This is a genomic window from Algoriphagus machipongonensis (assembly GCF_000166275.1).
Classification (GTDB): Bacteria; Bacteroidota; Bacteroidia; order Cytophagales; family Cyclobacteriaceae; genus Algoriphagus; species Algoriphagus machipongonensis.
Map to the genome: position 1 here is coordinate 3,128,760 of NZ_CM001023.1, position 12,579 is coordinate 3,141,338.

Below are 12,579 nucleotides of genomic sequence, written 5' to 3' on the forward strand. Positions count from 1 at the left end.
TACCTAATGGAAAAAAAATCAACCGAGCAACTTCAGGAAATTGCATCTCAAGTAAGAAGAGACATCCTGAGAATGGTACATCAAGTACAATCTGGGCATCCAGGAGCCTCATTGGGCTGTACAGAGTTTTTTACAGCTCTGTATTTTGATCAAATGAAACATGATAATAGTTTCAACATGGAAGGAAAAAATGAAGATCTCTTTTTCCTTTCTAATGGACACATCTCTCCTGTTTGGTACAGTGTCTTATCGAGATCAGGCTACTTCCCTAGTTCTGAACTAAAAACATTTAGAAAGATCAACTCAAGGCTTCAGGGACACCCTGCTACTGAGGAGCATTTACCAGGAATTAGAATCGCATCCGGTTCTTTGGGACAAGGGCTATCTGTAGCAATAGGAGCAGCTCAAGCTAAGAAAATAGATGGTGATGATCGTTTTGTTTATGCCTTGATGGGCGATGGAGAGCAAGAAGAAGGTCAAATCTGGGAAGCAGCTATGTATGCTGCACACTGGAAAGTTGACAACTTAATTGCTACCATTGACCTAAACAGACAGCAAATCGATGGGCCTACCGAGAAAATCATGGATTTGATTGACTTGAGAGCAAAATATGAATCATTTGGATGGACAGTGATTGACACTGAAAATGGAAATGACATGCAATCTGTAGTCGAAGGATTAGAAAAAGCCAAAAGTCTAGCTGGAAAAGGGAAACCTGTTTTGAACCTACTTCACACCGAAATGGGATTCGGAGTAGATTTCATGGTCGGTACACATAAATGGCACGGTATCGCACCTAGTGACGAGCAATTGGCTGATGCGTTGGCTCAACTACCAGAAACACTGGGAGACTACTAAACAACGCTATTTTTGACCTTCAATTCATAGAAAACATGGAAAAAACATTGGATTTAAAATTCAACTATACAGAAAAAAAAGATACAAGATCAGGTTTCGGTGACGGCTTCTTAGAGGCAGGTCGTAGAAACCCAAATGTCGTAGGGCTTTGCGCCGATTTGATTGGTTCCTTAAAAATGGGAGCTTTTCAAAAAGAATTCCCGGAAAGATTTTTCCAAACTGGAATCGCGGAAGCAAATATGATGGGTATCGCATCCGGACTAAGCATCAATGGCAAAATTCCTTTCACAGGAACGTTTGCTAACTTCTCAACAGGTAGAGTTTATGATCAAATCAGACAGTCTATTGCCTATTCTGAAAAGAATGTGAAAATCTGTGCATCGCATGCCGGATTAACTTTGGGAGAAGATGGTGCCACCCACCAGATTTTAGAAGATTTGGGAATGATGAAAATGCTTCCCAACATGACTGTAATCAACCCTTGTGATTACAACCAAACTAAAGCTGCTACGATCGCTATAGCAGAGTATGAAGGACCGGTTTATTTAAGATTCGGTAGACCATCTTGGCCTATCTTTACTCCTACTGATCAAAAATTTGAGATTGGTAAAGCTTGGAAAATGATCGAAGGAAAGGATGTTACCATCTTTGCAACTGGTCACCTAGTATGGGAAGCCGTTGTTGCTGAAGCAATTTTGAGAGAAGAAGGAATTTCTGCCGAGGTGATCAACATCCATACGATCAAACCTTTAGACGAAGAAGCTATTTTAGAATCTGTAGCGAAAACAGGTTGTGCTGTTGCTGCTGAAGAACATCAATACAACGGTGGCCTTGGAGATAGTGTAGCACAGACTTTAGCCAGAAACAATCCTGCTCCAATGGAGTACGTAGGTGTTAATGACAGCTTTGGTGAGTCAGGCACTCCTACTCAATTACTTGAAAAGTATGGGCTTAATGCCGCAAACATTGTAAAAGCTGCAAAAAAAGTCCTAGAAAGAAAATAACATAAATAGGCTTCTTTAAATAGAGCCTGCTATACTAAACCACAGTTTCAATAGGAACTGTGGTTTTTTATTTATCCCCTTTCTTTGGAAATTAACTTCTCAATGATTCAAATCAATTCCAAGCTTAGCCTTCAACCTGTACGCAACAAGGATCACCAGAAGCTTTTTAAGCTAATGGAGAAAGTTTATAAATCTGCCTACCAACATTTTTGGACAGATCATGGAGATTGGTATTTAGAGCTTTGCTATAGCGAAAGAAATCTTGAAAAAGAACTTTCCAGAGAACGGCCGCACTACTATTTTGTAGTTTTTGAAAATAAAACTGTGGGGATTTTAAAATATGATTTCCCTTTTTCACCTAGAAAGATTGAAATCCCAAATGCGATGAAATTGCATCGTCTTTACCTTGATGAGTCGGTGCAAGGTAAAGGAGTAGCCAAAGAACTGATGGTTCATATCGAAAAAGTAGCTATTGAAAACAAGTTGAATTTCATTTGGCTGGAAGCCATGAAGAAAAAACCTCAGGCTAAACGATTCTATGAAAAAATGGGCTATGAATGGGTTTACACTTATCAATTGGAATTTGAAAGGCTTTTTCCGGAAGTGAGAGGAATCCAGATTATGAAGAAAAGGGTATAAAAAAATCTTCCCCCCAAACGGGAGGAAGATTTAAACACTCACCAATCAATTTAAACTTACTTTTTGATCAATCTCTTATTCACTACTATTTGTCCTGTTTTCAACTGAACAGTATATAGACCTGGGCTGAAGTGATCAATATTAATTTGGTATTTAGGAGTTCCAGCCTTCACGCCTTCTTCCTCGTAAACGAGTCTTCCCAAAGCATCAAAGATTCTGATTCCAACATTGACAGATTGTCCTAACTCCACTTCAATATTCAAGTTGGAATGTGCTGGGTTAGGGAACATGTTAAAGTCTCCAAATCGGATTTCTTTGTTCAGTTCAAAGGATCTTTCAATAGTTTGCCCAACTCTATCTGTACTGAATACTGTCAATTTGGTAGATGTTGGAATTTCATTACCAATCCAAACTAAAGACTGACCTCTTACTTCGAAGTTCTCGTTTTCAACAATTGAATAAGTATGCTGATTATCAAGTGGGTCAATGGTATTGAAATTACCAATGATGGTCCCTCTCGTGATACCTTTTTGCATTACAGAGTTACTCAATTGGATGTCAGTTGCCATCGGCTTATCAGCTACTAAAACATTGATGGTAATTGGCTCTTCTAAAGTAAACCAATCATTTTCAGCTAATCCTGCCTTGAATTCATAGAAACCTGCTTGTAGAGAATTGTAAGAATCCGTTTCCACTTTTAGCTGGACAGGTTTACCCTCAAACCAGGTAGCTCCCATTTCAGCAATTTTCTTCTCAATTACTTCAGATGGTGTATTCCAAGGAACTTCGACAAGATCAGAAACGACACGTTTATTGCCTTTGCCTTTTGCTTCATGGATTACGATAGATCCACCACCAAGAGTTGTTGCGGCATCAGAATTATCATCGGCACCCAAGCCATCGGCACCCAAGCCATTGTCATAAATAATTCCTGAGTTACCCCAAATCTTAATTCTGAATTCGTCAGGATCTGAACCTCCATTATAATCTCCATCCAAAGCAACAAGGGTAAACTTAAAGCCTGGCTGTCCATTGATAGTACCTTCACCTCTATAGGTCGCTTTCTTGCCAGAAATCACCAAGCTTCCAGATTCATGCAGGGTAGATTTGAAGTTTAGATTTCCTGCTTTGAATTGGAATTCAGTATTTCCATCGACTTGGCTAGAACCTTTTTTGTATTTGGAAACAAAGCCGAAGTTGGCTTTTCCAGATAAGCTTTCATCTGCTTTGTATGCTCCGGCTGGTGACATAATCCAACCACCCCCAGTGACGAAGCTTCCATTTGGATCATATAGCGGTAAGTAAGCTACTGATTCAGCACAACCTGTTCCCACTATAGCATCTACTTTGTAAACGATTGGTAAACTTCCCAGAATAGTGGAAGAAACATTTAAAGTAACTAGACCATTAGCATCGGAGCTAGAGCTACCTACTGAATTTCCATTCAAATAGAACGTTACAGAGACTCCTGGTACAGCCGGAGAAACAGTAGCACTTAGGATAGCATTTGACCCCACTTGAACTGGAGCACTGGAAGCAGAAGCGTCGATGGTCACATCGTTAATAGTAAATACACCTTCATTATATGTGATATCATAATTTGATAAAACATTTGAAGGCGATAACGTAGCACTTATTATAGTTCCAGAGATGGAATAAGTTGCTTCCACATTATCACTTGAAATAAACCCTTCCAAAGAACCAGATAATTCAGGATCATCCTGACCACAATATTTGGATGCAGGATTAGGGGTAACTGAGGCTGGTTTTGCTGTGATGTCTGCTGTTGTAGTCGCCACTGAACCCAGGCTGTAGTTGCCTGCATCTGCTCCCGATAACGTTGCACCTGTTAAGGTAACTGTCTTGCCTGTGGCCACATCCTCATCCGAGAATGTTGCTGTTCCGCCTGTCAAGGTTACCGCATCCGGTGAGATCACCCCATTCAGGGTTCTGGTCAATACCGTTGCGCTGTTGTTGCCGTCGTATACCTTATTGTCAGCTGTGAAGTTTCCAGTGATTTCCAACGCTGTGATGTCTGCTGTTGTAGTCGCCACTGAACCCAGGCTGTAGTTGCCTGCATCTGCTCCCGATAACGTTGCACCTGTTAAGGTAACTGTCTTGCCTGTGGCCACATCCTCATCCGAGAATGTTGCTGTTCCGCCTGTCAAGGTTACCGCATCCGGTGAGATCACCCCATTCAGGGTTCTGGTCAATACCGTTGCGCTGTTGTTGCCGTCGTATACCTTATTGTCAGCTGTGAAGTTTCCAGTGATTTCCAACGCTGTGATGTCTGCTGTTGTAGTCGCCACTGAACCCAGGCTGTAGTTGCCTGCATCTGCTCCCGATAACGTTGCACCTGTTAAGGTAACTGTCTTGCCTGTGGCCACATCCTCATCCGAGAATGTTGCTGTTCCGCCTGTCAAGGTTACCGCATCCGGGTGAGATCACCCCATTCAGGGTTCTGGTCAATACCGTTGCGCTGTTGTTGCCGTCGTATACCTTATTGTCAGCTGTGAAGTTTCCAGTGATTTCCAACGCTGTGATGTCTGCTGTTGTAGTCGCCACTGAACCCAGGCTGTAGTTGCCTGCATCTGCTCCCGATAACGTTGCACCTGTTAAGGTAACTGTCTTGCCTGTGGCCACATCCTCATCCGAGAATGTTGCTGTTCCGCCTGTCAAGGTTACCGCATCCGGTGAGATCACCCCATTCAGGGTTCTGGTCAATACCGTTGCGCTGTTGTTGCCGTCGTATACCTTATTGTCAGCTGTGAAGTTTCCAGTGATTTCCAACGCTGTGATGTCTGCTGTTGTAGTCGCCACTGAACCCAGGCTGTAGTTGCCTGCATCTGCTCCCGATAACGTTGCACCTGTTAAGGTAACTGTCTTGCCTGTGGCCACATCCTCATCCGAGAATGTTGCTGTTCCGCCTGTCAAGGTTACCGCATCCGGTGAGATCACCCCATTCAGGGTTCTGGTCAATACCGTTGCGCTGTTGTTGCCGTCGTATACCTTATTGTCAGCTGTGAAGTTTCCAGTGATTTCCAACGCTGTGATGTCTGCTGTTGTAGTCGCCACTGAACCCAGGCTGTAGTTGCCTGCATCTGCTCCCGATAACGTTGCACCTGTTAAGGTAACTGTCTTGCCTGTGGCCACATCCTCATCCGAGAATGTTGCTGTTCCGCCTGTCAAGGTTACCGCATCCGGTGAGATCACCCCATTCAGGTTCTGGTCAATACCGTTGCGCTGTGTTGCCGTCGTATACCTTATTGTCAGCTGTGAAGTTCCAGTGATTTCCACGCTGTGATGTCTGCTGTTGTAGTCGCCACTGAACCCAGGCTGTAGTGCTGCATCTGCTCCCGATAACGTTGCACCTGTTAAGGTAACTGTCTGCCTGTGGCCACACCTCATCCGAGAATGTTGCTGTTCCGCCTGTCAAGGTTACCGCATCCGGTGAGATCACCCCATTCAGGGTTCTGGTCAATACCGTTGCGCTGTTGTTGCCGTCGTATACTTTATTGTCAGCTGTGAAGTTTCCAGTGATTTCCAACGCTGTGATGTCTGCTGTTGTAGTCGCCACTGAACCCAGGCTGTAGTTGCCTGCATCTGCTCCCGATAACGTTGCACCTGTTAAGGTAACTGTCTTGCCTGTGGCCACATCCTCATCCGAGAATGTTGCTGTTCCGCCTGTCAAGGTTACCGCATCCGGTGAGATCACCCCATTCAGGGTTCTGGTCAATACCGTTGCGCTGTTGTTGCCGTCGTATACCTTATTGTCAGCTCTGAAGTTTCCAGTGATTTCCAACGCTGTGATGTCTGCTGTTGTAGTCGCCACTGAACCCAGGCTGTAGTTGCCTGCATCTGCTCCCGATAACGTTGCACCTGTTAAGGTAACTGTCTTGCCTGTGGCCACATCCTCATCCGAGAATGTTGCTGTTCCGCCTGTCAAGGTTACCGCATCCGGTGAGATCACCCCATTCAGGGTTCTGGTCAATACCGTTGCGCTGTTGTTGCCGTCGTATACCTTATTGTCAGCTGTGAAGTTTCCAGTGATTTCCAACGCTGTGATGTCTGCTGTTGTAGTCGCCACTGAACCCAGGCTGTAGTTGCCTGCATCTGCTCCCGATAACGTTGCACCTGTTAAGGTAACTGTCTTGCCTGTGGCCACATCCTCATCCGAGAATGTTGCTGTTCCGCCTGTCAAGGTTACCGCATCCGGTGAGATCACCCCATTCAGGGTTCTGGTCAATACCGTTGCGCTGTTGTTGCCGTCGTATACCTTATTGTCAGCTGTGAAGTTTCCAGTGATTTCCAACGCTGTGATGTCTGCTGTTGTAGTCGCCACTGAACCCAGGCTGTAGTTGCCTGCATCTGCTCCCGATAACGTTGCACCTGTTAAGGTAACTGTCTTGCCTGTGGCCACATCCTCATCCGAGAATGTTGCTGTTCCGCCTGTCAAGGTTACCGCATCCGGTGAGATCACCCCATTCAGGGTTCTGGTCAATACCGTTGCGCTGTTGTTGCCGTCGTATACCTTATTGTCAGCTGTGAAGTTTCCAGTGATTTCCAACGCTGTGATGTCTGCTGTTGTAGTCGCCACTGAACCCAGGCTGTAGTTGCCTGCATCTGCTCCCGATAACGTTGCACCTGTTAAGGTAACTGTCTTGCCTGTGGCCACATCCTCATCCGAGAATGTTGCTGTTCCGCCTGTCAAGGTTACCGCATCCGGTGAGATCACCCCATTCAGGGTTCTGGTCAATACCGTTGCGCTGTTGTTGCCGTCGTATACCTTATTGTCAGCTGTGAAGTTTCCAGTGATTTCCAACGCTGTGATGTCTGCTGTTGTAGTCGCCACTGAACCCAGGCTGTAGTTGCCTGCATCTGCTCCCGATAACGTTGCACCTGTTAAGGTAACTGTCTTGCCTGTGGCACATCCTCATCCGAGAATGTTGCTGTTCCGCCTGTCAAGGTTACCGCATCCCGGTGAGATCACCCCATTCAGGGTCTGGTCATACCGTTGCGCTGTTGTTGCCGTCGTATACCTTATTGTCAGCTGTGAAGTTTCCAGTGATTTCCAACGCTGTGATGTCTGCTGTGTAGTCGCCACTGAACCCAGGCTGTAGTTGCCTGCATCTGCTCCCGATAACGTTGCACCTGTTAAGGTAACTGTCTTGCCTGTGGCCACATCCTCATCCGAGAATGTTGCTGTTCCGCCTGTCAAGGTTACCGCATCCGGTGAGATCACCCCATTCAGGGTTCTGGTCAATACCGTTGCGCTGTTGTTGCCGTCGTATACCTTATTGTCAGCTGTGAAGTTTCCAGTGATTTCCAACGCTGTGATGTCTGCTGTTGTAGTCGCCACTGAACCCAGGCTGTAGTTGCCTGCATCTGCTCCCGATAACGTTGCACCTGTTAAGGTAACTGTCTTGCCTGTGGCCACATCCTTCATCCGAGAATGTTGCTGTTCCGCCTGTCAAGGTTACCGCATCCGGTGAGATCACCCCATTCAGGGTTCTGGTCAATACCGTTGCGCTGTTGTTGCCGTCGTATACCTTATTGTCAGCTGTGAAGTTTCCAGTGATTTCCAACGCTGTGATGTCTGCTGTTGTAGTCGCCACTGAACCCAGGCTGTAGTTGCCTGCATCTGCTCCCGATAACGTTGCACCTGTTAAGGTAACTGTCTTGCCTGTGGCCACATCCTCATCCGAGAATGTTGCTGTTCCGCCTGTCAAGGTTACCGCATCCGGTGAGATCACCCCATTCAGGGTTCTGGTCAATACCGTTGCGCTGTTGTTGCCGTCGTATACCTTATTGTCAGCTGTGAAGTTTCCAGTGATTTCCAACGCTGTGATGTCTGCTGTTGTAGTCGCCACTGAACCCAGGCTGTAGTTGCCTGCATCTGCTCCCGATAACGTTGCACCTGTTAAGGTAACTGTCTTGCCTGTGGCCACATCCTCATCCGAGAATGTTGCTGTTCCGCCTGTCAAGGTTACCGCATCCGGTGAGATCACCCCATTCAGGGTTCTGGTCAATACCGTTGCGCTGTTGTTGCCGTCGTATACCTTATTGTCAGCTGTGAAGTTTCCAGTGATTTCCAACGCTGTGATGTCTGCTGTTGTAGTCGCCACTGAACCCAGGCTGTAGTTGCCTGCATCTGCTCCCGATAACGTTGCACCTGTTAAGGTAACTGTCTTGCCTGTGGCCACATCCTCATCCGAGAATGTTGCTGTTCCGCCTGTCAAGGTACCGCATCCGGTGAGATCACCCCATTCAGGTTCTGTCAATACCGTTGCGCTGTTTTGCCGTCGTATACTTATTGTCAGCTGTGAAGTTTCCAGTGATTTCCAACGCTGTGATGTCTGCTGTTGTAGTCGCCACTGAACCCAGGCTGTAGTTGCCTGCATCTGCTCCCGATAACGTTGCACCTGTTAAGGTAACTGTCTTGCCTGTGGCCACATCCTCATCCGAGAATGTTGCTGTTCCGCCTGTCAAGGTTACCGCATCCGGTGAGATCACCCCATTCAGGGTTCTGGTCAATACCGTTGCGCTGTTGTTGCCGTCGTATACCTTATTGTCAGCTGTGAAGTTTCCAGTGATTTCCAACGCTGTGATGTCTGCTGTTGTAGTCGCCACTGAACCCAGGCTGTAGTTGCCTGCATCTGCTCCCGATAACGTTGCACCTGTTAAGGTAACTGTCTTGCCTGTGGCCACATCCTCATCCGAGAATGTTGCTGTTCCGCCTGTCAAGGTTACCGCATCCGGTGAGATCACCCCATTCAGGGTTCTGGTCAATACCGTTGCGCTGTTGTTGCCGTCGTATACCTTATTGTCAGCTGTGAAGTTTCCAGTGATTTCCAACGCTGTGATGTCTGCTGTGTAGTCGCCACTGAACCCAGGCTGTAGTTGCCTGCATCTGCTCCCGATAACGTTGCACCTGTTAAGGTAACTGTCTTGCCTGTGGCCACATCCTCATCCGAGAATGTTGCTGTTCCGCCTGTCAAGGTTACCGCATCCGGTGAGATCACCCCATTCAGGGTTCTGGTCAATACCGTTGCGCTGTTGTTGCCGTCGTATACCTTATTGTCAGCTGTGAAGTTTCCAGTGATTGGCTTTGGTGAAACAGTTAAAGTAGCATTCCCATCACTAGTAACAGAACCACAATCACCAGTTACCACAACTCTATATTTTCTCCCAGACAAACTAACGCTTGGTTTCGTCAAAGTAAGCGTTGCAGTATTTACTCCCGAGTATATTCCTCCATTAACAAGAGGTGACCAAGAGCCATTAAATTCTTCCCATTGATAAGCTATTCCAGTGCCTGAAGTAGTAACAGAAAACAAAGCATCAGAACCATATGTAACTCCTGTGTTTTCAGGATCAGATACACTTGTAGAGACCAACAAAGTCGTCGACGGTTGGACACCAGGGTTATCAATAGTACCTATTGCCGGGTATTTTGTACCACTTAAATCATTACTAACCCATGCTTCAGTCGTCCACTCAAAAGTTCCTATTAAATTTGAAGCGACATCAGCAGTAAAAATCAATTCCAATGACTGTCCCTGCTGAATCTTATCATTATTAGAAAGCGCATTTAAAGTCACATAGGCTTGATCAACGTTAATTTCCCAATTTGGAATCGGTGTAATTGAAAGATTTGTAAATCCTAAAGGAATTGCAACTCTAATTGCCCCTAACCTTCCATTGGCTCCATTTGTGCCATTTTGCCCAGAACCAGGACCAGAACCAGGACCAGAACCAGGACCAGAACTAGAAGTTGTGTTATTTGAAATAACAAAAGTAAACTGAGCATTTGTACCTGGGCAAATTGTTAATGGGTTTGTAACTAGTGAAGCACTAAAAAGAAGAGCATCCGTAAACACAGTTGTAGCCACTAAACCCGAACTCTCTCCTGTAGCTGTCAAAGTAAAGGTCACACCAAGGTGATTCTCCTTAATCAGCATTTGATCATTGTAAATATTCCCATTAGAATCAGCCACTGCTGTCATATCATGAGGAAGCATACAAGTTGAAGGTTTAGGATCTTCATCTATATGAAGAGTGACTGTTTCACCTGGTTGCCATCCTGAACCTGTAATGATTACTATATCACCAGGTTGATAATCCTCCTTATCCGTGGTAACTGTGGCAGTGCCACTTTGGGCATTTACTGAGAAGACGTTCCCCATCATCAGGAAAAGCGTCAAACTCAACATTAGAAAGGCTGTGGGTTTGTAGATATTTTTCATAGGCTGTATTAAAAATCTCAAGTTCTTTAAGCCCCGATAAAAATTCACTCAAAATACGCTAGTTACCAAGGGCTTACTAAGGACACTATTCTTAACTTTCCACATAAATAAAGAATTAATTTGTTTTTTAATAACTGTTTTATGTTTTACATATATTTTTTTTTGCCGTTCATTTATTGCAGCGGATTTTAACCTAAAACACAAGTGATATTTTACACAAATGGCATTATTCCTGTATTTTTAAGGCATTAACCTTCTTAATTTCAATATTTTGAAAAATTCTTTTGTTTTAATAGTTCTTGTCACGCTACTTTTTTCTTGCGAAAAAAGCACAACTCTCACAACTCAAAAATTATCTGCCGGAATAGCAACTTTCGATGCTTCATTAAATCAAGATAACAATGAAGAATTAGTCGGAGTCTATTTTATGCCTTCCTGGAACACCTCCCCTGACCCATCGGTTGACAGGGATAGTTTTTGGTCTTGTCTTACGGGTAGAGGGGATTGCTCAAGCTTACAAAATCCTGGTATCTGGGGACCAAAAGGTAGAATTTACAACAATAAATATCCCTACCAGGGTCCTTATCTAGATCGAAAACCTATCGAAGAGCTCAAAGGCTTTTACAAACGCGATGATCCGGAAGTGATTAAAAAGCAGTTAGAGTATATGAAAAGCTATGGGATAGACTTCTTTGCATACGATTGGTTTTACGGACGTCATTATTATTACCATCTCTATTTTGGTCCCCAGTCTAAAATATATTATCCAAAAGGATGGAAGATCGACACCAACCGTGATGGACGAGTGGCTGTTCCAGGTTTGGTAGAATGGGGAGACCAATTGAAAGTACTTCTGGATGTCAATGCTAAACTTCCAAAAGAGAAGCAGATGAAATGGGCTATCAACTGGTGTGATGATAGCCATGAACGCTGGATGCACTGGTTGGAAATAGGTTCACCGGATGCAAAAGCCAGGAAAGCGAACTACGAAGGTGAAAAACCTGACAAGGAACTTTACTTGAAAGTTCATGAGAAAATCACCCAACTATGGATTGATGAATATTTCTCCAGGGGAGATTATTTAAAAGAAAAAGATGGAAGACCCATTGTCTATTTCTACTTTCCTCAGATGCCGAATCGCGTGCAGCTTTTTATGGCTTGAAACTCAAAGATCTTTTGGACTTATCTCAAGCAACCGCAAAAAAAGCAGGACTTCCCGGAATTAAATTTATTGCCGTAACCGCGGGGCCTATGTTGGAAAGAGAAAGAGCCTATGGTTTACCAACAAAATGGGTTGCAAAGAATCCCTCAAAACCTTGGGAAGGCGGAAGCTATCAGAACAAACAATTGCTTCAGGAATATGTGCCAAGGTTGAAAGACATGGGATTTGAAGGAATGACTGCATATGTCTATCACAACTTTATGGAAAAGGATAATAAGTCCTTTGCAGATATGCGGGAAACCTATAAGGGACATTGGAATATGTGGTCAGAGAAATTCAAGAATGATCCTAATTTCGAATATCAGGTTCCTGTGGCGATGGGTTGGGATATGAGACCTGCCGGAGGAACCTGGCCACAACAAACCGGATTCCCAAGTGAACCACAAAAAGATAAAGTTCATAGTACCAAAGCTACTTTCACCGCCAAATTAAAGGAGGCTCAACAAGTATCCAGGAAATACAGGCCCAGCAATGGAAATACGGTCATGATTTGCTGTTGGAATGAATATCTGGAAGGAAATTACATCGAACCTACTGAAGGACATGGCTTTGATTATTTAGAGTCTATCCGAGATGTCTTTGGTAATTGAACCTTTCTACATCAACTTTC

11 protein-coding genes and 1 pseudogene are annotated in these 12,579 nt (G+C 44.6%); 5 read left to right on the forward strand and 7 right to left on the reverse strand.

The window, feature by feature from the left end:
- Window positions 1-6: 6 nt before the first annotated feature.
- From ALPR1_RS13080 to ALPR1_RS13090, 3 genes are all read left to right on the forward strand, one after another.
- On the forward strand, window positions 7-858 hold the full coding sequence (locus ALPR1_RS13080) for a transketolase (protein WP_008201337.1): 852 nt from the start codon (window positions 7-9) through the stop codon (window positions 856-858).
- A 35-nt stretch (window positions 859-893) separates the two neighbouring features.
- Complete coding sequence (locus tag ALPR1_RS13085) at window positions 894-1,862, forward strand: transketolase family protein (RefSeq protein ID WP_008201338.1); 969 nt, start codon at window positions 894-896, stop codon at window positions 1,860-1,862.
- A 102-nt stretch (window positions 1,863-1,964) separates the two neighbouring features.
- Window positions 1,965-2,501, forward strand: coding sequence for a GNAT family N-acetyltransferase (locus ALPR1_RS13090; RefSeq protein WP_008201340.1), 537 nt, complete (start codon window positions 1,965-1,967; stop codon window positions 2,499-2,501).
- A 56-nt stretch (window positions 2,502-2,557) separates the two neighbouring features.
- Here the strand turns inward: ALPR1_RS13090 and ALPR1_RS13095 are convergent, their stop codons facing one another.
- The 7 genes and pseudogenes from ALPR1_RS13095 to ALPR1_RS20900 all read right to left on the reverse strand — a co-directional run bounded on the left by ALPR1_RS13095 (window position 2,558) and on the right by ALPR1_RS20900 (window position 10,747).
- A complete protein-coding gene (locus ALPR1_RS13095) occupies window positions 2,558-4,924 on the reverse strand; it encodes a YDG domain-containing protein (protein ID WP_008201342.1) in 2,367 nt (788 codons plus the stop codon).
- The gene (locus tag ALPR1_RS20885; RefSeq protein ID WP_237701543.1) at window positions 4,893-5,798 is read right to left on the reverse strand and encodes a YDG domain-containing protein; all 906 of its coding nucleotides are present in this window, start codon (window positions 5,796-5,798) and stop codon (window positions 4,893-4,895) included. The genes ALPR1_RS13095 and ALPR1_RS20885 overlap by 32 nt, the downstream gene beginning before the upstream one ends.
- Window positions 5,731-7,353: a beta strand repeat-containing protein gene (locus ALPR1_RS21010; protein WP_050776398.1), complete on the reverse strand. Its 1,623-nt coding sequence runs from the start codon at window positions 7,351-7,353 to the stop codon at window positions 5,731-5,733. The genes ALPR1_RS20885 and ALPR1_RS21010 overlap by 68 nt, the downstream gene beginning before the upstream one ends.
- Window positions 7,354-7,434: 81 nt before the next feature.
- A pseudogene (locus tag ALPR1_RS20890) lies at window positions 7,435-7,893 on the reverse strand (YDG domain-containing protein); the annotation flags it as partial.
- A complete protein-coding gene (locus ALPR1_RS20380; RefSeq protein WP_008201349.1) occupies window positions 7,802-8,782 on the reverse strand; it encodes a YDG domain-containing protein in 981 nt (326 codons plus the stop codon). The gene ALPR1_RS20380 and the pseudogene ALPR1_RS20890, both read right to left, overlap by 92 nt.
- Window positions 8,769-9,356, reverse strand: a complete 588-nt coding sequence (locus ALPR1_RS20895) for a YDG domain-containing protein (protein ID WP_008201350.1) — start codon at window positions 9,354-9,356, stop codon at window positions 8,769-8,771. The genes ALPR1_RS20380 and ALPR1_RS20895 overlap by 14 nt, the downstream gene beginning before the upstream one ends.
- A complete protein-coding gene (locus ALPR1_RS20900) occupies window positions 9,287-10,747 on the reverse strand; it encodes a YDG domain-containing protein (protein WP_008201351.1) in 1,461 nt (486 codons plus the stop codon). Before ALPR1_RS20900 ends, ALPR1_RS20895 begins: the two co-directional genes overlap by 70 nt.
- Window positions 10,748-11,018: 271 nt before the next feature.
- On the opposite strand from ALPR1_RS20900, the gene ALPR1_RS21015 reads away from it, so the two are divergent.
- Window positions 11,019-11,909: a hypothetical protein gene (locus ALPR1_RS21015; protein ID WP_008201353.1), complete on the forward strand. Its 891-nt coding sequence runs from the start codon at window positions 11,019-11,021 to the stop codon at window positions 11,907-11,909.
- Window positions 11,906-12,559 (forward strand): glycoside hydrolase family 99-like domain-containing protein, encoded by a 654-nt coding sequence (locus ALPR1_RS21020; protein ID WP_237701545.1) that lies wholly within the window; start codon window positions 11,906-11,908, stop codon window positions 12,557-12,559. Before ALPR1_RS21015 ends, ALPR1_RS21020 begins: the two co-directional genes overlap by 4 nt.
- Window positions 12,560-12,579 lie beyond the last annotated feature (20 nt).

Excerpts from the sequence above, each read along its gene's own strand:
- ALPR1_RS13080 (WP_008201337.1), top strand. The coding sequence starts at position 7 with ATGGAAAAAAAATCAACCGAGCAACTTCAGGAAATTGCATCTCAAGTA.
- ALPR1_RS13085 (WP_008201338.1), top strand. The coding sequence starts at position 894 with ATGGAAAAAACATTGGATTTAAAATTCAACTATACAGAAAAAAAAGAT.
- ALPR1_RS13090 (WP_008201340.1), top strand. The coding sequence starts at position 1,965 with ATGATTCAAATCAATTCCAAGCTTAGCCTTCAACCTGTACGCAACAAG.
- ALPR1_RS20900 (WP_008201351.1), bottom strand. The coding sequence starts at position 10,747 with ATGAAAAATATCTACAAACCCACAGCCTTTCTAATGTTGAGTTTGACG.